Genomic DNA, 25,506 nt, shown 5'->3' on the forward strand with positions numbered 1-25,506 from the left:
AGCGCTGCGCAGCGCTATCGCCGGGCATATCGCGTTCTCACGCGGGGTCAACTGCCGTGACAGCGACATCGTAGTCACCAACGGCGCCCAGCAGGCACTGGACCTGATCGCCCGCGTCGTGCTGGAACCGGGCAGCATTGTCGCCATGGAAGACCCCGGCTACAGCCCCGCGCGCCAGATGTTCATGGCCATGGGCGCCCGTGTCGCCAGCGTGCCGGTGGATGAACAGGGTATTCAGGTCGAGCGGATTCCCGACGGCACACGACTGATCTACGTGACGCCCTCGCACCAGTTCCCGCTCGGCATGCCCATGAGCCTGCCACGCCGTGAAGCCTTGCTGGCGCGAGCGTTCGAGCTGGGCGCAATCATCATCGAGGACGACTACGACAGCGAATTCCGCTACGAAGGGCGGCCCACCGACTCCCTGCAAAGCATGGACACCCGTGGCGTGGTGACCTACGTCGGCACCTTTTCGAAAACCTTGCTGCCGGAGCTGCGCCTGGGCTACGCGGTGCTGCCGCCGGCGATTTATGGCGCAGTGCTCAAGGCCAAGCAACTGACCGACCAGCACAGTTCCACACTGCCGCAATGGGCCCTGGCCAAGTTCATCAGTGAAGGCTACCTGCTCAAGCATATCCGCCGCTGCCACACGGTCTACGCCGGGCGCCGTGAACGCATCCTGCAACGCCTGGCAGGTGACTTGTCGCCGTGGTTCGAAGCGGTGCCTACCGTGGCCGGGTTCCACATGGCGGCGCTGTGCAAGGTGCCGGTGAACATCCCGTTGCTGATGGAACTGGCACGCCAGGTGGAAGTGGGTTTGTACCCCTTGGATGTATTTTTCCACGATGCGCCAGTACGCCCTGGCCTGATCATCGGCTTTGGCGCCATCGAAACCCTGGATATCGACCCGGCGCTGGACAAGGTGCGCGATATTCTCCAGCAGATTGGCTAGCAGATTTTCCGGCGGATTGGTCATTGGTCCTGGCGTCGTCAGGCTCTAGCCTGTGCACTGACCCCGCCCTCGGAGACCATCGCCATGCCAGCCTGTGCCTTCAACACTGTCCTTGTCCGCGCGGCCGCCGGGCGCTCAGCGGAACTGGGCGAGCGCCTGCAGCAGATAGCCGACGCGGTACGCACCGCCCCCGGTTGCCTGGATTACGGGGTGCAGCGCGACCCGATGGACCCCGACCTGTGGACCGTCACGGGACGCTGGTCCTGTGCCGAGCAGCTCAGCGCACACTTCGCATTACCGGCCCTGCAAGGCTTTATCGAATTGACCCGTGAACACCTGGCCCGTCGCCTGGACTTCGACCACTGAAGCATTGGTCTCCTGCTCTTCGCCAGGATTGGTCATTGGTCACCCAGGCCTTGCGGCGTAGGGTGAAGAGGTCTCGAACTACTCGGAAATTTCGCCATGAAACCACTGCTCGCCGCCGCCCTGATGTTCGCCTCGCTCAGCGCCTTTGCCCATGAACCGGTTTATAACCAAGAGTCGATCAAGGTCTTGCAAGAACACGCCTTGACCAATGTACCCGGCAAGAAAACCATCATGCTCACCGTCGATTACGCCCCTGGACAAGCCACTGTGCCCCATAGCCACACCGGTACTGCCGTGGCCTATGTGCTGGAAGGCGCGATCACCTCGCGGGTGAATGATGAGAAAGCGAAGACCTACCAGGTCGGCGAATCGTTCTACGAACCTGCGGGTTCCCGGCACTTTGAGTCGAGCAATGCCAGCCAGACCAAGCCGGCCAAGTTGCTGGTGGTGATGGTGCTGGATGATAAGGCTGAAGTGCTGACGCCTCTCAAGCAGTAAGCCCTAAGGTCGCTGGAACCGCCGGCGCAGGTCTTCGATCTGTGGCCGGCACGCACAGCCTTCCAAATGATCATTGACCATCCCCATCGCCTGCATCAACGCATACATCGTGGTCGGGCCCACATAGGTCCAACCGCGTTTCTTCAGGGCTTTGGACAAACGCACCGAAGCCGGTGACGTGGGGTTGCCTGTCCAATACGCCATATCCACCACTGTCGGGCGCTCATCTTCACTGGGCTCAAACGCCCACAGCCAGCGCGCCAGCGAACCCGTCTCATCCACCAGTTCACAGGCCCGGCGCGCGTTGTTGATGGTGGACACGATCTTGGCCCGATTGCGCACGATGCCCGGGTCCTGCATCAAGCGCTCGATATCTGCCTCGCCGTACTGCGCCACCCTTCTGAAATCAAACCCGTCGAACGCCGCCCGAAACTGCTCACGCTTGCGCAGGATGGTGATCCACGCCAGGCCCGCCTGGAAGCCTTCCAGGCAGACCTTCTCGTACAGCTGGATATCATCCGCCACCGGCACGCCCCACTCCTGGTCGTGGTAACGCAGATATTGCGGCGCTGCTGTGCGCCAGGTGCAGTGGGTCTGCCCGGTTTCGTCAGGGGTCAGTCCTGGTGTGTCCATCCATCACCTCATGTGCCGAGCGGCGGATGATAAGCGAAAAAATTTCCCTCGCGCCAACCGCTCAAGCATCACCCTTACCGACCAACTGGTCAGACCGGGACCTGTCAACCGTCAAATAATTGCTTGTGATTTCAAAAATACCGGGCGTAGACTGGCCCCGCACTGGACTTACCGGTATGACCACAACAATTAAGCCCTGGAACCACCAGGGCACCGAATAGAGATCCCTCCCATGCTCAGATGGTGCTCGCGTTCGATTTTCCTGCAAGTCGTGATTGGCCTGATGCTCGGCATCATTTGCGGCCTGGCCCTTCCCGAATTCTCCTCGCAACTCAAACCCCTGGGTGACGGCTTTATCAAGCTGATCAAGATGCTGATCGGCCTGATCGTGTTCTGCGTGGTGGTCAGCGGCATTTCCGGTGCAGGCGACCTGAAGAAAGTCGGGCGTATCGGTCTCAAGTCGGTGATCTACTTTGAAGTGCTCACCACCGTCGCCCTGGTGATCGGCCTGGTGATGGCCTTCAGCACCGGTATCGGCCAAGGCGCCAATATCCACCTGGAGCAATTGTCGTCCGCCGGTCTCAATGAACTGGCCGACAAGGGCCAGCACATCCGCGGTACCAGCCAGTTCCTCATGGACTTGATCCCCAACTCGGTGATCGGCGCCTTTGCCGACAACAACGTGCTGCAAGTGCTGCTGTTCTCGGTGCTGTTCGGCAGTGCGTTGAACCTGGTGGGCGAAGCCGCCTCGGGTATCTCGCGACTGATCAACGAATTGAGTCATGTGATCTTCCGCATCATGGGCATGATCGTGCGCCTGGCGCCGATCGGCGTGTTTGGCGCGATCGCCTTCACCACCAGCACCTACGGGCTGGATTCCCTGCAACACCTGGGCAGCCTGGTGGGCTTGTTCTACCTGACCTGCTTTGCCTTCGTCGGGCTGATCCTCGGCCTGGTGATGCGCCTGTCGGGCCTGCGCATGCTGCCGCTGCTCAAGTACCTGCGTGAAGAACTGCTGATCGTGATGGGCACCGCCTCCTCCGACGCCGTGCTGCCACAGATCATGCGTAAACTCGAACACCTGGGCATCGGCAGCTCCACCGTGGGCCTGGTGATTCCGACGGGGTATTCATTCAACCTCGACGGCTTCTCCATCTACTTGACCCTGGCCATCGTGTTTATCGCCAACGCCACCGGCACACCGCTGTCGATGACGGACCTGCTGACCATCCTGCTGGTGTCGCTGATCACCTCCAAGGGCGCCCACGGCATTCCCGGTTCGGCGCTGGTGATCCTGGCGGCGACCCTCACCGCGATTCCGGCGATCCCGGTGGTGGGCCTGGTGCTGGTGCTGGCGGTGGATTGGTTCATGGGCATCGGTCGCGCATTGACTAACCTGATCGGCAACTGCGTCGCCACCGTGGCCATCGCCCGCTGGGAAAAAGACATCGACCTCCAGCGCGCCAACAAGGTGCTGGACGGCCAGCAAGGGTATGCCTTCCAGGCCAAGAAGCCGGTATTGCCGGCGCATCAGGAGTTCTGACCGATTTCATGAGCGACGCCGTTCAAATGTGGGAGCGGGCTTGCTCGCGAAAGCGCTGGGTCAGTCACAGAAGTATTGACTGAATGACCGCATTCGCGAGCAAGCCCGCTCCCACAGTTAAGAGTCGCCATGCTCGCTAATGTATTCGCAACATAAAGGAGAGGTAGACGTGATCAGCACCTCAACCGTCGTCAATTCAGTGGTAGAAAAACTCCGCGCCGCCTTGGCGCGTGGCCAGTGGCGCCGGGGTGAAATGCTCCCCGGCCAGCGCGAACTGGCCGAACAGATGGGCATCAGCCGCCCCAGCCTGCGTGAAGCAGTGATCGTGCTGGAAACCCTCGGGCTGGTGCGCTCCATGCCCGGCAAAGGCGTGGTGGTGCTGGAAACCAGCGTCAGCGAGCCGCAATCCAGCGACGCCGTGGCCGACGCCAGCCTGGAAGACATCCTGCAACTGCGCTACACCCTCGAACCCTTCATTGTCGGCCTGGTGGCCCAGTCCATCAGCAGCAAGGAAGTCGGCCAACTGCGCCTGACCCTGATGGACATGCGCGAAGCCCTCGACGCCGGCGACGCCGAAGCCGGAATGAACGCCTACATCGGCTTTCACGAAGAATTGTTCGCCCTCACCTCCAACCCGATCTTCCAGAACGTGGTGCAACAGACCAGCAACGCCCTCAAGCAAAGCGCCCAGGTCCTGCGCAACTCGCCGGAACACCTGGCCGAACGCCTGCAGGAAAACGACGCCGTGGTGCGCGCCATCCGCAACAAGAACAGCGCCCTGGCCAGTGCCGAGATGCGCCGGCACATCCTTCAGGAAGGCCTGCGCATGGGCATTCGCTTGAACATCCCGGACGACCATCTGGGCAGCTGATTTTTTTGGAGACAGGCCATGACCGCCCACGCCTTGCACTACGAACCGATCCTCCCGACCCTGCGCCTGGTCGCTGGTAAAAAGCCTTCGGTGGACGATATCTACCCGCGCCTGTTCGACGCCATCCTGGAACAGCGGATCGCCCCGGCCAGTCGCTTTACCGAAGAAGGCCTGGGCGAGATCTTTGGGGTGAGCCGCAGCGTGATTCGCCGCGTATTGGCAAAGCTGTCCCATCAGCAAGTGATCATCCTGCGTCCCAACCAGCGTGCCCAGGTGGCTGCGCCGGATGCGCTGCAAACCCGCCAAATCCTGGAAGCCCGCCGCCTGACGGAAATGACTGTGGTGCAACTGGCCTGCACGCAGGCCACATCGACGCAGATCCGGCATTTGCGCGAACTGATCGCGCGGGAGCGTGAGCATATTGAACGGGACCAACGCGGGCCAGCCATCCGCCTCTCCGGCGAATTCCACCTGCAACTGGCAGCGATGGCACGTAACGCGCCGTTGGCGCAATTTCTCAACAGCCTGGTGCCGTTAACGTCGTTGATCATTGCCCAGTACGAAGCGAATGCCTGTACCTATTGCGCGTGGCAAGAGCATGAAGCGATAGTGGATGCCGTCGAACAACGCGATGTGAAGCGCGCGATAAACCTGATGACCCAACACCTGGATCACCTGGAGGCCAAATTGCTGAGCCACGATGATCAGATGGCCCACCCTGGCTGACTACAATTACAACGCTGATCTACGAAATCACCGACAGCACGGACGGTCATAGAACCGCAGAATTGCATTCATTCCTAAAGCCTTGAACGCGGATGAATAGCACTATGCACCCCCTCACTTTCGCACTGGTCACTGGCCTGGTCGCCACCCAGTTCAGTGTCAATGTACGGGCCGGCGACGCGTTAACTGCCGGGACTTACATCATCACCCCGGCAGCCCCCGTGTGGTTGCTTGAACAGCCCTACGCAGATAGCCCCATGCTCACCGCCCGCACCTTCGGTGGCAGCGCTTACGGCGACTACCACGTCAAGGCCAGCCTTGAGATCAGCTGTTCGCCGCAGAGCCCGACCGCCAGCCTTGCATTGCAAATCACACCAACAGCGCTGGGCTTTGACATCGCACCTTTCGAAGGTCCAGACGCCAGCGCCAATGGGCCGTTGCGCATCACTACGGCGACACGCACGACCATCGAACACTCGGTAAATGGCGTCTGGACTTACGGCGGAGCGTTCCAGATCGGTACGATATTTGCGCTCAGTGCTGCTGTTCCCCATGATGAATTAGCCTACTGGGCCAGCGATGCCTCACGCGGCCAGACGCTAAAACTCTCAATAGCGCCCGCCAAAGAGGGTGACAAGCCGCTGACCGCGACATTCTTATTGCCTGCTAGCAACAACGGTTTGAAAACAGTTATCCAGCCCTGCCTGGGCAACGCCAGTTTTTAAGCCATAAAAAAAGCCCCGTATCTCAGGATACGGGGCTTTTTGTCTTACAGCGGAATCAAGCCGGTTGCAGCACCGACTGACCGCTCAATGCCAGGTCCAGCAACTCACGGTTGGCCACCGCGTACATGGCGTAGTCCGTCCCCACAGCGGCACGGATTTCCACCATCATCGCCACCCAACGCTGCGCCATGTCCTTGTGCTGCTCAAGCCACAGGGCCACGCGGGCTTCCATGTCTTGTGGCGCGTCGGCCATTTGCAGCACGGAGATGGTGATTGCGCGTTGCTGCCAGTCCACGTCATCGCGGAAGGCTTCACGAGCCTGGGCCTGCCAGTTGTTAGCCACCGGCAGATCGCTGATCTGCTGCAGGTACCACGGCAAGTCCAAGGCGCTGCCGACGGCAAAGTAGGCCTTGGCCACTTCGGCGGCGTCATGCCCGGTCACGTCAGCGGCTTCGATGATCGGCAGCAAGGTGTACAGGTGAGTAGTGCCTGCAACCATGCGTGCCAACAGCTCAGGCACACCGGCTTCGGTATATTTACCGTAGCGGTTCTGCCAGCCTTCGCGGGTCGGGCCTTCCAGCAGTTCGTCGAGCTTGAGGCCCAGCGCCGCCAGGTGCGGACCAAAGTGCGCGGTGTCACGGCCAGCGTCCTGCTCGTTGCGACGGCTGCGCAGGAACCAGCGTGTAGCACGGCGGCCCAGACGCATCAGCTCATCCATCAGCTCCAGTTGCACGTCAGCGGAAACCTGGTGGTCCAGGGCTTCAATCTGACGGAACCAGTGCGGGAGGTGGAAGATGTCACGCACGATCACATAAGCGCCAGCAACGTTCGCCGGGCTCATGCCGGTCGACTCTTTGAGTCGTTGAACGAAGGTGATGCCCATGTGGTTGACCAGGTCGTTGGCGATCTGGGTGCTGACGATCTCACGCTTCAGGCGGTGGCGACGCATGGCCTCAGAGAACTTGGCGACCAGGCTCGGTGGGAACGCGGTCTCCATGTCACGGGTCAGGTAGTCGTCGTCCGGCACCAGGGACTTGAGCAGCGCTTCCTTGAGGTCGATCTTGCTGTAGGAGATCAGCACCGACAGTTCCGGACGGGTCAGGCCCTTGCCATTCGCGGCGCGCTCGGTGAGCTGCTCCTCGGTCGGCAGGTACTCGATGGCGCGGTCCAGTTTGCCACGGCCTTCCAGGTCGCTCATCAGGCGCTTGTACTCGGCGGCACGCTCGTAGGCACGGCGCGCAGCCAGGGACAGGGCCTGGGTCTGCTTGTAGTTGTTGCCCAACACCAGGTTGCCGACTTCGTCGGTCATGCTCGCCAGCAACTGGTTGCGTTGCTTGTCGGTCATGTCACCGGCCTGCACCACTTCGTTGAGCAGGATCTTGATGTTCACTTCGTGGTCGGAGCAGTCCACGCCACCGGCGTTGTCGATGAAGTCGGTGTTGGAACCGCCGCCATTGAGGCCGAATTCCACGCGACCCAGTTGGGTCATGCCGAGGTTACCGCCCTCGCCCACTACCTTGCAGCGCAGCTCGTTGCCGTTGACGCGCAGCGCGTCGTTGGCCTTGTCGCCCACGTCGGCATGGCTTTCGGTGCTGGCCTTGACGTACGTACCAATGCCGCCGTTCCACAACAGGTCCACCGGCGCCTTGAGCAAGGCATTCAGCAGCTCGGTCGGGGTCAGCTTGTCGGCCGCGATGTCGAAGCGCTCTTTCATCTGTGGCGAGATGGCAATGCTCTTCGCGCTGCGCGAAAAGATACCGCCGCCTTCAGACATGATGCTGGTGTCGTAGTCGGTCCATGCCGAACGCGGCAGCTCGAACATGCGCTGACGCTCGACGAAGCTGGTCGCCGGGTTCGGGTTTGGATCGATGAAGATATGCAGGTGGTTGAACGCTGCGACCAGTTGCAGCTTGTCGGACATCAACAAGCCGTTACCGAACACGTCACCGGCCATATCGCCGACGCCGACCACGGTGATGCTGTCTTCCTGCACGTTGATGCCGCGCTCACGGAAGTGACGCTGCACACCGACCCACGCGCCCTTGGCGGTGATGCCCATTTTCTTGTGGTCGTAACCGGCGGAACCGCCGGACGCGAACGCGTCGCCCAGCCAGAAGCCGTAGTCGATGGCGATGCCGTTGGCGATGTCGGAGAAGGTCGCAGTGCCCTTGTCCGCTGCGACGACCAGGTACGGGTCATCGTCGTCATGACGCACGACGTTGGCCGGAGGCACCAAGGCGCCGTCCTTCAGGTTGTCGGTGATGTCCAACAGGCCGGAAATGAAGATGCGGTAGCAGGCGATGCCCTCGGCCGCGATCTCGTCACGGCTGCCGCCCAGTGGCAGGCGACGCGGCAGGAAGCCGCCCTTCGCACCCACCGGCACGATGACCGAGTTCTTCACTTGCTGGGCTTTTACCAGGCCGAGCACTTCAGTGCGGAAGTCTTCTTCACGGTCGGACCAGCGCAGGCCGCCGCGCGCGACGTTGCCGAAGCGCAAGTGCACGCCTTCGACGCGTGGCGAGTACACGAAGATTTCAAACTTCGGCACCGGCTTAGGCAGTTCAGGGATCGCGTGCGGGTTGAACTTGAAGCTGAAGTACGACTTGTTCTGGCCGTTGGCGTCAGTCTGGTAGAAGTTGGTGCGCAGGGTCGCCTTGATCAGGTCCAGGTAGCGACGCAGGATGCGGTCTTCGTTGAGCACCTGGACGTCGTCCAGGGCCGAAAGAATCGCTTGTTCCAGGCGTTGCTGCTTGTCTTCCAGGTCGTCGCTGGTGAGCTTGCGCGCCAGGTAGAAACGGGTCTTGAACAACCGGGTCAACTCGCGGGCGATGTCGGTGTGGTTGTTCAGGGTGCTGGCGATGTAACCCAGGTCGAAGCCCAGGCGGATCTGCTTCAGGTAACGGGCGTAGGCACGCAGCAGTGCCACGTCGCGCCAAGGCAGGCCGGCGGTGAGTACCAAGCGGTTGAACGCATCGTTCTCGGCGTCGCCATGCACGATGTGCACAAACGCGTCCTGCAGGGTGTCGTTGAGCTGCTGGATGTCGAGGTTCACGCCTTCGGCGGCGATGAACGCGAAATCGTGGATCCAGAACTCACGGCCATTGGCGTGACGCAGGCGGTACGGGAACTCGCCCAGCACACGCAGGCCGAGGTTTTCCAGGATCGGCAGCACGTCGGACAGCGCCAGCGGGGTGTCGGCGTGGTAGAGCTTGCAATGCAGCTCGCGCTGGCCAGACACCTGGCCCAGCGGCTGGTAGAAACTCATCACCAGCGGGTTGGCTTCGGTCAGGCTGAGCAAGTGCTGCATGTCGACCACGGCCGAATGCGCGGCGAAACGCTCGCGGTAACCGGCTGGGAAGCCTTTAGGGAAGTCGGCCAGCACGTTGGTGCCGTGGGCTTCGCCGAAGCTTTCCACGACCAGGCTGGCGTAGTCGTCCTGCCAGCTGCGGCAGGCCTGCACCACTTCTTTTTCCAGTTGCAGCGGGTCGATGTCCAGGCGGTTCTTCGGGTCAACCCGCAGGATCAGCTGTACACGGGCCAGCACGGACTCGGAGAAGAACGTCCAGAATTCGCAATCCGAGGCCTTCAAGCGATCCATCAGCACTTGCTGGATCTTCTGGCGCACTTCGGTGGAATAGATGTCGCGCGGCACGTAGGCCAGGCAGTAACAGAAACGACCGTACGGGTCTTTACGCAGGAACACGCGGATCTTGTTGCGTTCCTGGATCTGCACAATCGACATCACGGTGCTGAACAGCTCGTCGACCGGGGTCTGGAACAGGTCATCACGTGGCAATACTTCAACCACCTGCGCCAGCTCCTTGCCCAGGTGAGCCTTGGGCTGGAAGCCGGAACGGCGTTCGATTTCCGCAACCTTGCGACGGATATACGGAATCACCCGCACGCTTTCGCCATACACCGACGAGGTGTACAGGCCCATGAAGCGGTGTTCCTTGATCACTTTGCCGTCGGCGCTGATCTCACGGATCGACACATAGTCCGGATACGCCGGACGGTGCACGCGGCTCGGGTGCGCGGCCTTGGCGAACGACAGCACAGTCGGTTCACGCAGGTAGGCTACGGCATAGTCTTCGATGCGCAGGTCGTCGGCGGTGAGGCCGGCGCGCAGCAGTTTGGTCAGGCCGAGGAACGAATCGGCGTCATATTCGATATGACCGCCGTCCGCCTCGTCACGTACCACGAATTCTTCATAGCCGAGGAAGGTGAAGTGGTTGCCCACCAGCCATTCCAGGAAGTTCTTGATCTCGGCTTTCTCTTCGCCGTCGATGCTGAACTGGCTGGCGTCGATACCGGCAAGCAGGTCCTGGACCTTGGCTTTCATCGGTTCGAAATCGGCCACGGCCACGCGCACTTCGCCCAGTACCTGCTCCAGCTCTTTGCTCAGCACGTTCAGTTCGGCGGCGTTGGCGCAACGGTCGATTTCCAGGTACATCAGCGATTCTTGCAGGATGCCTTCGTCCTGGGTGCCTTTTGGCAGGATCTCCAGCAGCTCGCCCTTGGCGCCACGGCGTACGCTGAGTACGGTGGTCTGCAAGGTGTGAATGCTGTAGCCACGGCGGTTCAGCTCGGTACGCACCGAGTCCACCAGGAACGGCAGGTCATGGTGCAGCACTTCGACCGCAGTGTGGGTCGACTGCCAGCCATGACGTTCGTAATCGGGGTTGTAGACCCGCACTTGCGGTTGGGTGTGGTCAAAGCGCTCAAGCAGGCGCCACGCAGAAAGAGTGCAACCGGCCAGGTCGGAAAGGCGACGCTGGGTCAGTTCGTCCAGGGAAATGATGCCGAAGAATTGTTCAGCGAACAGCGCCACTTGTGGCAGTGCCTGTTCACTGATGTGCTGCGCCAGTGCCGCTTGCAGTTGATGCTGGAAGTCGGCCTTGCTGGCTGCGGTGAAGAACGCCATCTGTGGTACTCCGCTTGGGCTTGTTATTGATGGAAGCGTCGCGTGTTATCCCCTTGCGGGGAGACCGTCAGCGCTGTTCGCTGGTACTGATATAAGCACACTAGCGAATCAGGGTGACAGGTGGGTGAAGCTGGACAAGACAATGAGGTCACATACAACTTCCATAAGATGCGCACCTTGCCGGGTGACGGTACGACGGGCAGGTCAGGCGCCTGGCTCATGCACATCCGTTGCGCAGCTTAACGAGTGTGGGAAGCCCACTGCTTGCGACGCTGCGACATATTCGGTCATCGGTAAGCAGGCGTGGGGTTGCGACTTGGGCAACCCGCAATATCCGGCAAAAAAACCGGCTATTTCAATGTCCGCGAGTACCAGAAATGACTGATTTTGCCCCTCAGGTCATGCCCTGGGTCTGACACAGGATGCAGCACAAAATTCGCCGCAATGGCACAATTGCCCGTATTACGCCCTACCCCAGACAGGATTCCCCATGCTGCAGTTGAAAACCGACGCCCTGATGGTCACCCCGTGCGATGACGAAGAAGACAACATGGCGATGCTCTGCTGCCACGGCAAGAACGGCGAGATGTTCATGCTGACCCGTTACCCGGATGAAGACGAAGTGGAACTGACCTGGGATTACGAGCCGTCGACCCTCGACGGGCTGAAAGTCACCCTGGGCGCCACGACGCTGCTGGTTGAGCTGGCCGCAGGCGATGCCGATGCACTGGGCGGCAAGGACCAGTTGGAGATCACCCACGCCACCAGCGCGTCGGACCTGGCCGAAGTCGAGGAAACCTTGCAAAACATCCTCAAAGGCACTGGCACCTACGTCCGCGCGTGACGCCTCGCACACAAAAATCCTACAAGTTTTGCCAAAAATACCCGTTACGCCGTTAGTCGCCAGCCCCTTCGATGCATTAAAGTAAGCCTCCCAAGCCCGGCGTTTTTTCTCGACCACCGGGCTCATCTCTCCAGGAACCGTCATCGATGGAACATCGTGAAGCGCTGCTTGCGCTGCGAACCTTTCTTTCTACGCAGATTCTCGGCCAGGAAAAACTCATCGATCGCCTGTTGATCGCCTTGCTCGCCGACGGCCATATGCTGGTGGAAGGCGCGCCGGGCCTGGCCAAGACCAAGGCCATCAAAGAGTTGGCCGAAGGTATCGAAGCGCAGTTCCATCGTATCCAGTTCACCCCCGACCTGTTGCCTGCCGACATCACCGGCACCGAGATCTATCGCCCGGAAACCGGCAGCTTCGTGTTCCAGCAAGGGCCGATCTTCCACAACCTGGTGCTGGCGGACGAAATCAACCGCGCCCCGGCCAAGGTGCAGTCAGCTTTGTTGGAGGCCATGGCCGAGCGCCAGGTCAGCGTTGGGCGCAGCACGTATGACCTGTCCCCGCTGTTCCTGGTGATGGCCACGCAAAACCCCATCGAGCAGGAAGGCACCTACCCGCTGCCCGAGGCCCAGCTCGACCGTTTCTTGATGCATGTGAAAATCGGTTTTCCGGACGCCGCCGTCGAGCGGCGCATCCTGCAACAGGCCCGTGGCGAAGCGCTCAACGGCGAAACCAAGCCGGAGCGCCGCGTCAGCCAGCAGGCGATCTTCGCCGCACGCAAGGAAATCCTCGGCCTGTACATGGCCGACGCCGTGGAGGAATACCTGGTGCAACTGGTGATGGCCACGCGCACCCCGGCCAAGTTCGACCCGGAAATGGCCGAGTGGATCGCCTACGGCGCCAGCCCACGCGGCTCCATCGCCCTGGACCGCTGTGCCCGCGCCCACGCCTGGCTGGCCGGTCGAGACTTCGTCAGCCCGGAAGATATCCAGGCGGTGCTGTTCGACGTGCTGCGCCATCGCATCATCCTGTCGTTCGAGGCCGAAGCCGCTGGCATTGACCAGGACCGTGTGGTGCAGCGCATTCTCGACGTCGTTGCCGTCGCTTGAAACCCATGAACGCCGGTGATGGGATCCGCGTCACGCTCAGCGAATTGATCGAGATGCGCCATCGCGTGCGTGAAGTGCAGCTGTTTTCCACGCCAAGCCAGCGCAGCCCTTTGATCGGCCTGCACCACTCCAAGCTGCGCGGGCGTGGTGTGGATTTCGACCAGGTGCGCGTGTATCAGGCCGGCGACGACGTGCGCACCATCGACTGGCGCGTCACCGCACGCACCCAGGAACCGCACACCAAGCTGTTCCATGAAGAGCGCGAACGGCCGATCTTCATCATGGTGGAGCAAAGCTGCCGGCTGTTTTTCGGCTCGGGGCAGATGTTCAAGTCGGTACTGGCCGCCCAAGCCGCCAGCCTGATCGGCTGGGCCGCGCTGGGGCATAACGACCGTGTGGGCGGGCTGGTGTTCGGCGACAACGAGCACTACGAAATCAAGCCGCGCCGCAGCAAGCAAAGCCTGCTGCAATTGCTCAACCGCCTGGTGCGCGTCAACCAGAGCCTGAGCACCGAAAGCCGCCCCGAAGCCGACGCCCTTGGCATGGCCCTGCGCCGTGGCCGCGAAGTGTTGCGCCCTGGCAGCCTGGTGATTGTGATCTGCGATGAGCGCGCACTGACCGAAGGCGCCGAGCAACAGCTGAGCTTGCTGTCGCGGCATTGCGATTTGCTGCTGTTGCCGATCTCCGACCCACTGGACCATGCCCTGCCCGCCGCCGGGCTGCTGCGTTTCGCCGAACGCGGTGCCCAGCTGGAACTGGACACGCTGAATTTCGACCTGCGCCAGGCCTACAAGGCCCAGGCCGAAGCGCGCCTTGCGCGCTGGGAGCTGCTCGCGCAGAAACTGCGCGTACTGCTGATGCCCTTGAGCACCCAGAGCGAAATGGTCGAGCAACTGCGCGAATACCTCAACCCGCAACGCCCGGTTAAAAAACAATGAGCAGCCTTGACCAACTGCAACCGCTGATCGCCCCACCCGCCATCGGCTTCTGGCCGCCCGCGCCGGGTTGGTGGCTGTTGCTGCTGGTGATTCCGCTGCTCGGCTGGGGCCTGTGGTCACTGCGCCGCTTTCTGCCGACCCGCCGCCCCATCGCCCGTGCCGAACAACCGCTGGACCCGCTGCGCATCGCCGCCCTGGCAGAGCTTGCGCTCATGCCCAAGCCTTACGATGGCGCGCCCGCCGGGGCCTGGTTGCAACAGCTCAACGGCCTGCTCAAGCGCCTGTGCCGCAACGACTACCCCTACAGCCAGAGCCACACCCTCAACGGCCGCAAATGGCTGGCATTCCTCGACAACCGCTGCCCCGCCGCCGGCCTTACGCGCTGGATGGTATTGGTAGAGGGCGCCTACAAACCCGAATGCAAGCTCGACGACAAGGCCATCGCCGGCCTGACCCAAGCCGTCGACACCTGGATTCGCAAACATGTTTGAGTTCGCCTGGCCGTGGATCTTCGCCCTGTTGCCGTTGCCGTGGTTGATGCGCCTTGTGCTGCCGGCCGCCGACAGCGGCGAGCCCGCGTTGAAAGTCAGCTACCTCAGCGACCTTGAAGGCCTGGCCCGTCGCCGCGCCCGCGTCAACCTGCCCGGCTGGCGCCAGCAAGCGCCGTTCGTGGTGCTGTGGTTGCTGCTGCTCACCGCCGCCGCGCGCCCGGAATGGCTCGGCGAACCGTTACCGATTGCCGCCAGTGGCCGCGACCTGCTGGTGGCGGTGGACGTGTCTGGCTCCATGGATTTCCCCGATATGCATTGGCAGGACGACGACGTAAGTCGCTTGAGCCTGGTCAAGCACCTGCTTGGCGATTTCCTTGAGGAGCGTGAAGGCGACCGCGTCGGCCTGATCCTGTTCGGCAGCCAGGCCTACCTGCAAGCGCCACTGACCTTTGACCGCCGCACCGTGCGCGCCTGGCTGGACGAAGCGCGCATCGGCATTGCCGGCAAGAACACCGCGATTGGCGACGCCATCGGCCTGGCCCTCAAACGCCTGCGCCAGCGCCCGGCGCAGAGCCGCGTGCTGATCCTGGTCACTGACGGCGCCAATAACGCCGGGCAGATCGACCCGCTGACCGCCGCGCGTCTGGCGGCTGAAGAAGGCGTAAAAATCTATCCAATCGGCATCGGTGCCGACCCGGAACAAACCGGTTCCTTGGGCATTCTGGGCGTCAACCCTAGCCTGGACTTGGACGAACCGGCGCTCAAGGCCATCGCCGAGGCTACCAACGGCCAGTACTTTCGCGCCCGCGATGGTGAAGAGTTGCAAGCGATCAAAGCGACCCTAGACAAACTCGAGCCCGTCGAACAACAACCCACCCAAGCGCGCCCGGCCCTGGCGCTGTACAGCGCGCCACTGGCCCTGGCCTTGGTGCTGAGCATGTTGCTGGTGATTCAGGAGCGCTGGCCGAACAACGCGTTGCAACGGCTGTTCAACAAATTGTCGAGCAAGGGGATATTCCTGCAACAACACCCTGAGTGGCGTCAGCGCCTCAAACGCCTGCGTTTGCGGAGGCGTCGATGATCGACCTGTGGCCGCACTGGTTCCGTCCGTGGTGGTTGTTGCTGCTACCGTTGCTCGGCTGGTTGCTGTGGCACCTGTGGCACCGGCAAAAGCGCGCCGGGCGCTGGCAGATGATCCTGCCGCCGGCCTTCCACGCGGTGTTGCTCAGCGGTGGCAACGGCCGCGAGAGCAAATCACCGTGGGTGGTACTGGGCATTGCCTGGCTGTTAGCCGTATTGGCGTTGCTCGGCCCGAGCTGGCAGCGTGTGGAGCAGTCCAGCCAGAAGCCTTCCGACCCGTTGGTGGTGGTGCTGGAACTGACCCCGGAAATGCTCGCCACCGACAGCCCGCCCAACCGCCTGGAACAGGCACGACGCAAGCTGTACGACTTATTGCAAGCGCGTACCGATGCGCAAACCGCCATCGTCGTGTACGCCGGTAGCGCCCACACGTTGGTGCCGCTGTCGGACGACCTGGCCACCAGCCGCAACTTGCTCGAAGCGTTGCGCCCCTCGATCATGCCCGAGCCCGGCCATCGCGCCGACCTGGCCGTCGAGAAAGCCCTAGGCCTGCTCAAGCAAGGTGGCCTCGGCCAGGGTCGCTTGCTGCTGATTGGTTCCTCGCTGTCCAAACAGGAACGCCAGGGCATTCGCCTGCTGCTGCAAAACGCACAAGCGCCCACCCTGTCGATCCTTGGCATCGGCAGCCGCGAAGGCACGCCAGTCACCCAGGAAAGCGGTGAATTCCTCAAGGACGAACAAGGCGCGATCCTGGTACCGCGTCTCGACAGCCCGACACTCAAGGCCTTCGCCAGTGAAATGGGCGGCCGCTACCGTGCCGCGCGCCTGGACGACAAGGACCTGCGCCAACTCGGCGTGCTAGACCCGCCGCAAACCTTGCGCAATGACGGCCAACGGCTGCACCTCGATACCTGGGCCGACCAGGGTTACTGGCTGCTCCTGCCCTTATTGCTACTCGCTGCCTGCGCCGGGCGGCGTGGCTGGTTGTTCTGCCTACCGCTGCTGCTGTTGAGTGCGCCGCAGCCCAGCTATGCGTTCGGCTTGCAAGACTTGTGGCTGCGTCCCGACCAGCAAGGCCAGTTCCTGCTGAAGAAAAAGCGCCCCGCCGAAGCCGCCGAACACTTCCAGGACCCGCAGTGGAAAGGCGTGGCGCTTTACGAGGCCGGCAACTATGCAGAGGCCATCAAGCTGTTTGCCGAAGGCAATGACGCCTACTCCCACTACAATCGGGGTAACGCCCTGGCCAAGTCCGGCGAACTGGAAGCCGCCATCGACGCCTACGAACAGGCCCTCGAAGCCCAGCCCGACCTGCAACCGGCCCTGAAAAACAAGGCGTTGGTGGAGGCATTGATGCAGGAACAGGCCGAACCGGAACCCACCGAACCCGCAAAAAACGAGGATGACGAAACCACCCAACCCGGCCAAACTGCGCAACCGGGCGCCAGTGGGCAAAACGCCACAGGTGGCGAGCCGTCGTCCCAAGGGCAAGGCGAAGCCGGGACTGACGACACCCAACCCGGCAACACGCCGCACACCCCGGGTAACGAAGTGCCGGGCAGCGAACTGGGCGACGAACAAACCACCACCCCGCCGCTGCGCCCCAATGACGCCAGCCTCGACGGTGAGCACCGACAGGCCCTGGAGCAATGGCTGCAGGAGATCCCGGACAACCCCGGCGAACTGCTGCGCCGCAAATTCTGGTACGAACAGCAACAACATCAGGACAAGACTCGATGAGCCGCCGCACCACCCTACTGCTCCTGCTCGCCCTTTCGGCAGGCCACGCCCAGGCGGCGAACCTGTCCGCCAGCGTCGACCGCAGCCGCGTCAATTCCGGGGAAACGGTGGAACTGACGGTGGAATCCAGTGATGTCACGCAGTTCGGCAAGCCAGACCTGACGCCGCTGGATGCACAGTTCGAAGTCAGCGGCACGCGCCAGATCAACCAACTCACCACCCTGGGCGGCGATAACCACGCCACTACGCGCTGGATCATCACCCTGCTGCCCAAGGAAAACGGCACGGTGGTCATCCCGCCGCTGCAAGTGGGCGACTACAAGACCCAGCCGATCAGCCTGCAAGTGGTCGAAACCGCCAGCCAAAACACCGCCGCCGAGCTGGCGCCGGTGTTTGTCGAGGCCAACCTCGACCAGACCAGCGTCTACGTGCAGGCCCAGGCGCTGTTGACCGTGCGCGTCTACCACTCGGTGTCGCTGTATGACGACAGCAGCCTCACGCCCTTGCAGATTGCCGATGCACGCGTGGAGCAGTTGGGCGAGTCGCGCACCTACGAGAAGGTCATCAACAGCATCCGCCATGGCGTGATCGAAACCCGCTACGCGATCTATCCGCAACACAGCGGCACCTTGGCGATCCCGGCGCAGACCTTCAGCGCGACGCTGGTGGAGTCGCGCCCGCCGCAGGAAAACACCCTACAAGGCACCAAGCCCGGCAAACTGATCCACGTCAGTTCTGCAGAGTTGCCGCTGGTGGTCAAACCCAAACCCGCGCTGTACCCCGCCGATACCCCGTGGCTGCCAGCGCGCAGCCTCACCCTCAGTGAAAACTGGAACCCGGAGCCGGAACATGTGCAGGTCGGCGACTCCCTGACCCGCAGCCTCACGGTCAAGGCCGAGGGCCTGTCCAGTGCGCAACTGCCGGCCCTGCCCAGCACCGAGATCAATGGCCTGCGCCGCTACCCGGACCAACCGGTACTCGGCAACCAGACCAACGACCGTGGCCTGATCGGCAGCCGCGAAGACCGCGAAGCCCTGGTGCCCACCCGCGCCGGCAGCCTGGAACTGCCCGCCGTGGACGTGGTGTGGTGGAACACCCACGAAGACCACCTGGAGCGCACCAGCCTGCCCGCGCGCACCCTGCAGGTTGCGATCAACCCGAGCCTGGCAGTGGACACGCCCGCCACGCCCACAGTCATCACCGCGCCAGATGATGAGCGCCTGTGGCTGTGGCAACTGAGCACCTTGATCCTCGCCTGCACCACCCTGCTGGGGTTTGGCTTGTGGTGGCGTGCCCGCCGGCAACCGGCCGTGTTGCGCGCCGCACAAACCGGCCCGAGCCCGCGCACGCTGCTGGATGACCTCAAGCGCGCCACCCAGGCCAACGACCCGCAAGCCACCCGCCAGGCCCTCGACGCCTGGGCCCGCCAACAGCCGGAAACGCTCGCCGATATGGCCGCGCGGTTTGTGCCGTTGTCGGATGCATTGGATGGCTTGAACGGCGCGCTGTACAGCGAGAGCGGGCATTTCTGGCTGGGTGAAGACCTGTGGCGTGCGGTGAAGGCGATCCCGATGGCTGAGCGCGAGGTGGATCCGGCGGCGGACACCACCAGTTTGCCGCCGCTCTATCCCAAATAACCCGCCTGCTGTGGTGAGCAGGTTTTTTGTGGTTAATGGGCTTGTTGTGGTGAGCGGGACGCCCAGCCGATCAACTGTCATGCATTGTTAAAGGCCAGCAATCCATATCGCTTTAATTTGCAGGAAGTTTCCTAGACAATCCCACGGCCTTGCGCCTGCTCACTCCACTGGCTAGCCTTCGCTCCGTCGCTGCACATCAGCGATCAGGGGTGAGATCCTGTGAACAGGGAGCCAAGCGCCACAACCGCGAGCAACATGCTTTATGGCGGCTGTGTGCGGGCGGACTTCGGTCCGACCGGTTGCTCCTGCCCGGTAATCTCACCCCGCACATAGCTGCCACCTTTTGTCGAGTGAGATCGCCAAAAGAATGGCTCCCAACTTTGTCAGGAGATCCATTCATGAACAAAATCGTCCCCGACCCACCACCCGCCTTCACCGTTCACCACGACCTCAGCTTCGAAGACGCCCTCGCCCAGATCTGCGACCTGCTGCGCTGCGCCGCCGCGACCGCTGCTGGCACCACCCAAGCGCTAAGCAGTAATCAGCGCCACATGGCCGGCGCCACCGAGCACTTGATCAACAGTGCCAGAACCCTGGCTGACCGAGCGCTGGACTGCCTGCACACCGCCTGACCCTTGTGGGAGGGAGCTTGTCCCCTCCCACAGGTTTACAGGGTAAACTCCCCTCCTTTTCATCTCTTCAACGGAGTTCGCCTTGCGTCTGTTTCACACCTCCGACTGGCACCTGGGCCAAAACCTCCACGGCCAGGAACGCGACTTCGAACACGCCTGCTTTCTTGAGTGGCTGCTGGGCCAACTGAACACCCATCTGCCGGATGTACTGCTCATCGCCGGCGATATCTTCGACACGGTCAACCCGCCGCTCAAGGCCCAGGAGCGGCTGTATGACTTCATCATCAGCGCCCACGAACAGAATCCGAAACTCACCATCGTAATGATCGCCGGTAATCATGACTCCGGCTCGCGTATCGAATTACCCGCGCCACTGATGCGCCGCCTGCGCACCCATGCGCTAGGCCGGGTGCTGTGGCTCGATGACGGGCAACTCGACGCCGAGCGCCTGCTGATCCCGCTGCCGGATGCCAAAGGCAAGATCGCTGCCTGGTGCCTGGCGCTGCCGTTCCTGCGCCCGGCGGAAGTGACCGGTGCGCACTTGGGTGACGACTACCTGCGCGGCATCGGTCAGGTGCACGAATGGCTGATCGCCGCCGCCAACGCCAAGCGCAAAAAAGGCCAGGCGCTGATTGCCATCAGTCACGCGCACATGGCCGGCGGCTCGGTGTCGGAAGACTCCGAGCGCAGCCTGATCATCGGCAATGCCGAGGCGCTGCCAGCCAGCCTGTTTGATCGAAGTGTCGCTTACGTCGCCCTCGGCCATTTGCACAAGCCGCAGAAGGTCAATGGCGAGGAGCGCATTCGCTATAGCGGTTCGCCAATTCCGCTGTCGTTTTCCGAAATCGGCTACAAGCACCAGATCCTCGACGTGACGTTCCAGGGCCAATGCCTGGTGAACGTCGAACCGATCCTGATTCCGCGCTCGGTCGACCTGCAACGGCTGGAAGCCGCGCCGCTGGCCGATATCCTCAAGGCCCTGGCCGAGTTGCCCGACGTCGATCTGCTGGCCGAAACCCAGCGCCATCCTTGGCTGGAAGTGCGCGTGCGCCTCGACGAGCCGCAACCCGACCTGCGCCAGCAGATCGAAAGCGCCCTGCAAGGCAAGGCCGTGCGCCTGGTGCGCATCGCCGCTGAATACGCAGGTAACGGCAGCCGTGAAGACGAAGGCGACGACCGCCTGATCGAACTCGACCAGCTCACGCCCCAGGAACTGTTCAGCCGCGCCTGGCAGGACAGTTATGGCAGTGAAGTGGATGAACAGACCTTGAAGGACTTCGCCGTGCTGCTCCAGGAAGTGCAACAGGAGGAGGAACAGCCATGAAGATCCTCGCCATCCGCCTGAAAAACCTGGCTTCACTGGCCGGCCCGTTTGAAATCGACTTTACTGCCGAGCCCCTGGCCAGTGCCGGGTTGTTCGCGATTACCGGGCCGACCGGCGCGGGTAAAAGTACCCTGCTTGATGCCTTGTGCCTGGCGTTGTTTGGCGCGGTGCCACGCCTGGGCGACACCGGCCAGGCGAAGATGCCGGATGCCGACAGCGACATTTCCATCGGAGACCCGCGCACTCTGCTGCGGCGTGGCACCGGTGGCGGTTATGCCGAAGTGGATTTTGTCGGCGTCAGTGGCCGTCGTTATCGCGCGCGCTGGGAAGCCAATCGCGCCCGCGACAAGGCCAGCGGCAAGTTGCAGAACAGCCGCCAGAGCCTGATCGACCTGGACAGCGACCAACTGCTGGCCAGCCAGAAAACCGAGTACAAAACCCAGCTGGAACTGGCCCTGGGCCTGAACTTCGAACAGTTCACCCGTGCCGTCTTGCTCGCGCAGAGTGAGTTCAGCGCCTTCCTCAAGGCCAACGACAACGAGCGCAGCGAACTGCTGGAAAAGCTCACCGACACCGCCCTGTACACCCAACTCGGGCGGCGCGCGTTCGACAAGGCCAAAGAGGCCAGGGATGCGCACAAGCAGCTGCAGGACCAGGCCACCGGCGTGGTGCCCCTGGCGCCCGAGGCACGTGTGGAGCTGGATCAGCAGTTCGATGCCGCGCAAACCCAGCTCAAGACCCAGCAAGCCCAACTCAAGCAACTTGAGCTTCAGCACACCTGGCTCAAGGAGCTGCGCGAATGGCAGGAACGCCAACTCGCTGCCACCGAACAACTGCAGCGCGCACAGGCCGACTGGGATAACCAAGGCCAGCAACGTGAAGACCTGAGCCGCCTGGACCAATTGGCGCCTCAGCGTCACCAGTTTGCGCGCCAGGCCGAACTCGGCAGCGTGCTTGCCCCGTTGGCCGTGCAAATTCAGTCGCATATCCAACAACAAGCCGAGTTGCACACCCGCCAGGAGCAGGCCCAGCAGCAACAAGCCAGCGCGCAAACTGCGTTGGCTGAGGCCCTGAAAAACCAAACGGATGCCGTGCCGTTGCTGCGACAGGCGTTTGAAGAGCAAAGCACCCTCGCCCACTTGACCAAGGAGCTGGCCAAGCGCACCGAGGACCAACAGCAGCACGAAAGCGCCTGCGCCGAAGGTCAGGCCCACCTCACTGCGCTGCTGGAAAAACAGAATCACGTCACTGAGCGCCTGCAACGCCTGGGCACCGAGCTTGAGCGCAGCGCCGCCCTCGCGCCGCTGAGCGATGCCTGGACCGCCTACCGCGACCGCTTGCAACAGCTGACGCAGATCGGCAATCGCCTGAATAAAGGCCAGGCCGAACTGCCCCAATTGGAGCAACGTGCGACCCGCGCCGCCGAGCAGTTCACTCAGCAACGCGAAGCCCTGGACCTGCTGTATCAGGAGGCCGGTGCCGAGCCTCACGCCGTGGCCGAGCAGATCCAGTTGCTGGCGAGCCTGCTGCAAGACAATCGCAAACAGCAGCGCGCCTTTGAAGACCTGACGCGCCTGTGGGACAACCAGCAACAGCTGGACCAACACGCCGCCAACCTGACGCAAAAGCTCACCGACGCCCAACAGCAACGCGAACAACTGAACCAGACCGGCCTGCAAACCAAGGCCGAGCTGACCGTTGCCGAACAGACGCTGAACGTGACCAAGCAACTGTTGGAACGCCAGCGCCTGGCCCGCAGCGCCAGCGTCGAGGAGTTGCGCGAGCAATTGCAGGACGACCAACCCTGCCCGGTATGCGGCAGCCACGAACACCCGTATCACCAGCCCGAAGCGTTGCTGCAAAGCCTCGGTCGACATGACGAAAACGAAGAAGCCACCGCGCAGAAAGCCGTGGACAGCCTCAAGGAAAAACTCACCGAGTTGCGTGGCGAAGTGGGCGGTTTGATCGCCCAACAAAAGGAATACCTGCAACAGCAGGAACACCTGGCCACGCAACAGCAAGCCCTCCAGCCAAGCCTGGATGCGCACCCACTGGCCGCGTCAATGCTCAACCAGGAACCCGCCAAGCGCAGCGCCTGGCTTGAACAGCAACTGGGCCAACTGAGCCAAAGCATCGCCCAGGACGAGCAACGACAAGGCGCCCTGCTCAACCTGCAACAAAACGCCGGTCGCTTGCAGCAGCAACTGCAAGCGGCCCAGGAAGCCAGCCAGCAGGCCCGTCAATTGATGGTCGATCAGCAACGCGAGCTAACCAGCGACCGTGAACGCCTCGACCAGGAACTGAGCGCCTTCGCCAGCCTGCTGCCCGCAGAAACCCTGGAGGGTTTGCGCGCCGAGCCGGCCGCTACCTTCATGCAGCTGGACCAGCAAGTCAGCCAGCGCCTGGAACAGCTGGGTCACCAACGCGATGAACTGGCCGAGCAACACGAACGCCAACAGGCAATCGAGAAGGAACAGACCCACCAGCAGCATCGCCAGCAACAACTCGACGCCCTGCGCCAGCAGGTCAGCGAGCTGGCGACCCAACAGCAAGCAGCCCAGGAAAAACTCAACGCGTTACTGGGCAAGCACACCAGCGCCGAACACTGGCAGCAGCAACTGGAACAGGCCGTGACCCAGTCACGCGAAAGCGAAACCGACGCCAACAAACAGTTGCAGGAAATCCACAACGCACTGATCCAGCTGGCGGCGGACCTCAAGGCACAACAGGAACGCGAACACGCGTTGCAGGCCGAACAACAGGCCCTCGTCACGCGTATCAGCGAGTGGCGCGCCTTGCATCCGGAACTCGATGACGCTGGCCTCAACCGCTTGCTGGCCTACGATGACGCCCAGGTCAGCCAATTGCGCCAGCAGGTGCAGCTCAGCGAAAAAGCCGTCGAACAGGCCAAGGTACTGCTGCAAGAACGCGAACAACGCCTTGCCGACCATCAGGCCCTGCACAACGGCAACCTCGCAGCCGAAGAGCTGGACAGCACCTTGGCCACGCTCAATCAGCAACTGGCCGAGAGTGAAAAACACTGCGCCGAATTGCGCGCACGCCAATCCGAAGACCAGCGTCGCCAGGACGCCAACCAGGCCTTTGCCGAGCAGATCGCCAAGGCCTATGACGAATGGCAACGCTGGGCACGCCTGAACGCGCTGATCGGCTCGGCCACCGGCGACACCTTCCGCAAGATCGCCCAGGCCTACAACCTCGACTTGTTGGTGCATCACGCCAACGTGCAACTGCGTCAATTGGTGCGGCGTTATCGCCTCAAGCGTGGCGGCAGCATGCTTGGCCTGTTGGTGATGGACACGGAAATGGGCGACGAGCTGCGCTCGGTGCATTCGTTGTCCGGCGGCGAAACCTTCCTGGTTTCACTGGCGCTGGCCTTGGGGCTGGCGTCGATGGCTTCCAGTACATTGAAGATCGAATCGTTGTTTATCGATGAAGGCTTCGGCAGCCTCGACCCGGAATCGCTGCAATTGGCGATGGACGCGCTGGATGGCTTGCAGGCTCAGGGCCGTAAAGTGGCGGTGATTTCCCACGTGCAGGAAATGCACGAGCGCATTCCGGTGCAGATCCAGGTCAAGCGTCAGGGCAATGGTTTGAGCACGTTGGAGGTCAAGTGAGCGAAGCGCTGCTGTATTCGTTCCGGCGCTGCCCCTATGCGATGCGGGCACGGCTGGCGCTGCGTTACTCGGGCGTACCGGTGCGCATCGTCGAGGTGAGCCTCAAGGCCAAGCCCGCCGAGATGCTGGCGCTGTCGCCCAAGGGCACCGTGCCGGTATTGAACGTTGATGGCAGGGTGATTGAAGAAAGCCTGGAGATCATGCAGTGGGCCTTGGCGCAGAACGACCCGGATAACTGGTTGCTGCACGGCGACCCAGCGGTATTCGCGTTGATCGCCGAGAACGACCAAGGCTTCAAGTATCACTTGGATCGATACAAATACGCCGAACGCTACCCGGAACAGCCGATGGAGCATTATCGCGCCGAAGGCGAGGTGTTCTTGCAAAAGCTGGAAGCGTTGTTGGCAGAGCGCGACTACCTGTTGGCTAACCACCTGACCCTGGCGGATGCTGCACTGGCGCCGTTTGTGCGCCAGTATGCCCATGTGGATCGAGTGTGGTTTTCCGGTACATCGTATAAACGGTTGCAAGCTTGGCTTGAGCGCTTTCTAGATTCAGGGTTGTTCATCGCGGTGATGTCAAAACCCTGAATACCACGCCAGCGGGCTCACTGCTGAGTCTTGTGATCCAGAGCAGCATAGAAGTTGGCGCTTTGTTGCAGGTATTTCTGGGTGTAGGCGCTGGTGCTGGATTTTTTGCCGGAGACTTCCACACTGGCCGCGGCTGGCAGGGCAACAGTGGCGGAAACAGCGGAAGCGGCGATGATGGAGAAGAGATTCAGATTCATGTCGGTAACCCTTGTGTTCGTTTGGTTGAGTGGCCGGGGAAGGCCTTGGAACCAAAC

General features: G+C 62.1%; 21 protein-coding genes. 18 read left to right on the plus strand and 3 right to left on the minus strand.

All coding sequences use genetic code 11. The annotated features are described in order from the left end of the window. The 3 genes from HX812_RS10850 to HX812_RS10860 form a co-directional block, all read left to right on the plus strand. On the plus strand, positions 1-952 hold a 952-nt coding region (locus HX812_RS10850; RefSeq protein ID WP_178949113.1), incomplete at its 5' end, for a PLP-dependent aminotransferase family protein. 84 nt (positions 953-1,036) lie between these two features. Continuing rightward, a complete protein-coding gene (locus HX812_RS10855; RefSeq protein ID WP_033902410.1) occupies positions 1,037-1,318 on the plus strand; it encodes a putative quinol monooxygenase in 282 nt (93 codons plus the stop codon). Between the two features lie 96 nt (positions 1,319-1,414). Continuing rightward, on the plus strand, positions 1,415-1,816 hold the full coding sequence (locus tag HX812_RS10860) for a cupin domain-containing protein (RefSeq protein WP_038850923.1): 402 nt from the start codon (positions 1,415-1,417) through the stop codon (positions 1,814-1,816). 3 nt (positions 1,817-1,819) lie between these two features. Here HX812_RS10860 and HX812_RS10865 read toward each other — a convergent pair whose 3' ends face one another. Beyond that, positions 1,820-2,449, minus strand: coding sequence for a DNA-3-methyladenine glycosylase I (locus tag HX812_RS10865; protein WP_038850924.1), 630 nt, complete (start codon positions 2,447-2,449; stop codon positions 1,820-1,822). A 217-nt stretch (positions 2,450-2,666) separates the two neighbouring features. Between HX812_RS10865 and HX812_RS10870 the strand changes: the two genes are divergently transcribed. The 4 genes from HX812_RS10870 to HX812_RS10885 all read left to right on the plus strand — a co-directional run bounded on the left by HX812_RS10870 (position 2,667) and on the right by HX812_RS10885 (position 6,314). Further along, the gene (locus HX812_RS10870) at positions 2,667-3,992 is read left to right on the plus strand and encodes a C4-dicarboxylate transporter DctA (RefSeq protein ID WP_177075616.1); all 1,326 of its coding nucleotides are present in this window, start codon (positions 2,667-2,669) and stop codon (positions 3,990-3,992) included. 169 nt (positions 3,993-4,161) lie between these two features. Further along, the gene (locus HX812_RS10875; RefSeq protein ID WP_016980165.1) at positions 4,162-4,863 is read left to right on the plus strand and encodes a FadR/GntR family transcriptional regulator; all 702 of its coding nucleotides are present in this window, start codon (positions 4,162-4,164) and stop codon (positions 4,861-4,863) included. Between the two features lie 18 nt (positions 4,864-4,881). Next, a complete protein-coding gene (locus HX812_RS10880; protein WP_038848723.1) occupies positions 4,882-5,589 on the plus strand; it encodes a GntR family transcriptional regulator in 708 nt (235 codons plus the stop codon). Between the two features lie 104 nt (positions 5,590-5,693). Then, the gene (locus HX812_RS10885; RefSeq protein WP_038848755.1) at positions 5,694-6,314 is read left to right on the plus strand and encodes a hypothetical protein; all 621 of its coding nucleotides are present in this window, start codon (positions 5,694-5,696) and stop codon (positions 6,312-6,314) included. A 55-nt stretch (positions 6,315-6,369) separates the two neighbouring features. Here HX812_RS10885 and HX812_RS10890 read toward each other — a convergent pair whose 3' ends face one another. Continuing rightward, entirely contained in the window at positions 6,370-11,238 is a 4,869-nt protein-coding gene (locus HX812_RS10890) for an NAD-glutamate dehydrogenase (RefSeq protein ID WP_038848726.1), read from the minus strand. Between the two features lie 490 nt (positions 11,239-11,728). Here HX812_RS10890 and HX812_RS10895 point away from each other — a divergent pair, with 490 nt between their 5' ends. The 11 genes from HX812_RS10895 (at position 11,729) to HX812_RS10945 (ending at position 25,252) form a co-directional block, all read left to right on the plus strand. Next, positions 11,729-12,082: a hypothetical protein gene (locus HX812_RS10895; RefSeq protein WP_033902402.1), complete on the plus strand. Its 354-nt coding sequence runs from the start codon at positions 11,729-11,731 to the stop codon at positions 12,080-12,082. 146 nt (positions 12,083-12,228) lie between these two features. Beyond that, positions 12,229-13,188 (plus strand): MoxR family ATPase, encoded by a 960-nt coding sequence (locus HX812_RS10900; protein ID WP_003174327.1) that lies wholly within the window; start codon positions 12,229-12,231, stop codon positions 13,186-13,188. A gap of 5 nt (positions 13,189-13,193) precedes the next feature. Further along, positions 13,194-14,126, plus strand: a complete 933-nt coding sequence (locus HX812_RS10905; protein ID WP_033902401.1) for a DUF58 domain-containing protein — start codon at positions 13,194-13,196, stop codon at positions 14,124-14,126. Further along, positions 14,123-14,617, plus strand: coding sequence for a DUF4381 domain-containing protein (locus HX812_RS10910; RefSeq protein WP_028616472.1), 495 nt, complete (start codon positions 14,123-14,125; stop codon positions 14,615-14,617). Before HX812_RS10905 ends, HX812_RS10910 begins: the two co-directional genes overlap by 4 nt. Further along, positions 14,610-15,698 carry a VWA domain-containing protein gene (locus HX812_RS10915; RefSeq protein ID WP_038848730.1) on the plus strand — a complete coding sequence of 363 codons (1,089 nt, stop codon included), beginning with the start codon at positions 14,610-14,612 and terminating at the stop codon, positions 15,696-15,698. The genes HX812_RS10910 and HX812_RS10915 overlap by 8 nt, the downstream gene beginning before the upstream one ends. Further along, complete coding sequence (locus tag HX812_RS10920; RefSeq protein ID WP_038848731.1) at positions 15,695-17,434, plus strand: tetratricopeptide repeat protein; 1,740 nt, start codon at positions 15,695-15,697, stop codon at positions 17,432-17,434. Before HX812_RS10915 ends, HX812_RS10920 begins: the two co-directional genes overlap by 4 nt. Then, positions 17,431-19,071 (plus strand): BatD family protein, encoded by a 1,641-nt coding sequence (locus HX812_RS10925; protein WP_038848732.1) that lies wholly within the window; start codon positions 17,431-17,433, stop codon positions 19,069-19,071. Before HX812_RS10920 ends, HX812_RS10925 begins: the two co-directional genes overlap by 4 nt. Before the next feature lie 398 nt (positions 19,072-19,469). Further along, the gene (locus HX812_RS10930) at positions 19,470-19,703 is read left to right on the plus strand and encodes a DUF6124 family protein (protein WP_038848734.1); all 234 of its coding nucleotides are present in this window, start codon (positions 19,470-19,472) and stop codon (positions 19,701-19,703) included. An 82-nt stretch (positions 19,704-19,785) separates the two neighbouring features. Next, a complete protein-coding gene (locus HX812_RS10935; protein WP_038848737.1) occupies positions 19,786-21,027 on the plus strand; it encodes an exonuclease SbcCD subunit D C-terminal domain-containing protein in 1,242 nt (413 codons plus the stop codon). After that, positions 21,024-24,662, plus strand: coding sequence for an AAA family ATPase (locus tag HX812_RS10940; RefSeq protein ID WP_038848740.1), 3,639 nt, complete (start codon positions 21,024-21,026; stop codon positions 24,660-24,662). Before HX812_RS10935 ends, HX812_RS10940 begins: the two co-directional genes overlap by 4 nt. Beyond that, on the plus strand, positions 24,659-25,252 hold the full coding sequence (locus HX812_RS10945; RefSeq protein WP_038848743.1) for a glutathione S-transferase: 594 nt from the start codon (positions 24,659-24,661) through the stop codon (positions 25,250-25,252). The genes HX812_RS10940 and HX812_RS10945 overlap by 4 nt, the downstream gene beginning before the upstream one ends. Before the next feature lie 17 nt (positions 25,253-25,269). On the opposite strand, the gene HX812_RS10950 is transcribed toward HX812_RS10945, so the two are convergent. Further along, complete coding sequence (locus HX812_RS10950) at positions 25,270-25,449, minus strand: hypothetical protein (RefSeq protein WP_016980181.1); 180 nt, start codon at positions 25,447-25,449, stop codon at positions 25,270-25,272. Between the last annotated feature and the right edge of the window lie 57 nt (positions 25,450-25,506).

It is taken from the genome of Pseudomonas sp. IPO3749 (genome assembly GCF_013386605.1).
Lineage (GTDB): Bacteria > Pseudomonadota > Gammaproteobacteria > Pseudomonadales > Pseudomonadaceae > Aquipseudomonas > Aquipseudomonas azotoformans_A.

What these genes read in the sequence shown, in the direction of transcription:
- HX812_RS10855 (WP_033902410.1), top strand. Translation starts at nt 1,037, where the DNA reads ATGCCAGCCTGTGCCTTCAACACTGTCCTTGTCCGCGCGGCCGCCGGG.
- HX812_RS10860 (WP_038850923.1), top strand. Translation starts at nt 1,415, where the DNA reads ATGAAACCACTGCTCGCCGCCGCCCTGATGTTCGCCTCGCTCAGCGCC.
- HX812_RS10865 (WP_038850924.1), bottom strand. Translation starts at nt 2,449, where the DNA reads ATGGACACACCAGGACTGACCCCTGACGAAACCGGGCAGACCCACTGC.
- HX812_RS10880 (WP_038848723.1), top strand. Translation starts at nt 4,882, where the DNA reads ATGACCGCCCACGCCTTGCACTACGAACCGATCCTCCCGACCCTGCGC.
- HX812_RS10885 (WP_038848755.1), top strand. Translation starts at nt 5,694, where the DNA reads ATGCACCCCCTCACTTTCGCACTGGTCACTGGCCTGGTCGCCACCCAG.
- HX812_RS10890 (WP_038848726.1), bottom strand. Translation starts at nt 11,238, where the DNA reads ATGGCGTTCTTCACCGCAGCCAGCAAGGCCGACTTCCAGCATCAACTG.
- HX812_RS10895 (WP_033902402.1), top strand. Translation starts at nt 11,729, where the DNA reads ATGCTGCAGTTGAAAACCGACGCCCTGATGGTCACCCCGTGCGATGAC.
- HX812_RS10900 (WP_003174327.1), top strand. Translation starts at nt 12,229, where the DNA reads ATGGAACATCGTGAAGCGCTGCTTGCGCTGCGAACCTTTCTTTCTACG.
- HX812_RS10905 (WP_033902401.1), top strand. Translation starts at nt 13,194, where the DNA reads ATGAACGCCGGTGATGGGATCCGCGTCACGCTCAGCGAATTGATCGAG.
- HX812_RS10910 (WP_028616472.1), top strand. Translation starts at nt 14,123, where the DNA reads ATGAGCAGCCTTGACCAACTGCAACCGCTGATCGCCCCACCCGCCATC.
- HX812_RS10915 (WP_038848730.1), top strand. Translation starts at nt 14,610, where the DNA reads ATGTTTGAGTTCGCCTGGCCGTGGATCTTCGCCCTGTTGCCGTTGCCG.
- HX812_RS10920 (WP_038848731.1), top strand. Translation starts at nt 15,695, where the DNA reads ATGATCGACCTGTGGCCGCACTGGTTCCGTCCGTGGTGGTTGTTGCTG.
- HX812_RS10925 (WP_038848732.1), top strand. Translation starts at nt 17,431, where the DNA reads ATGAGCCGCCGCACCACCCTACTGCTCCTGCTCGCCCTTTCGGCAGGC.
- HX812_RS10930 (WP_038848734.1), top strand. Translation starts at nt 19,470, where the DNA reads ATGAACAAAATCGTCCCCGACCCACCACCCGCCTTCACCGTTCACCAC.
- HX812_RS10940 (WP_038848740.1), top strand. Translation starts at nt 21,024, where the DNA reads ATGAAGATCCTCGCCATCCGCCTGAAAAACCTGGCTTCACTGGCCGGC.
- HX812_RS10950 (WP_016980181.1), bottom strand. Translation starts at nt 25,449, where the DNA reads ATGAATCTGAATCTCTTCTCCATCATCGCCGCTTCCGCTGTTTCCGCC.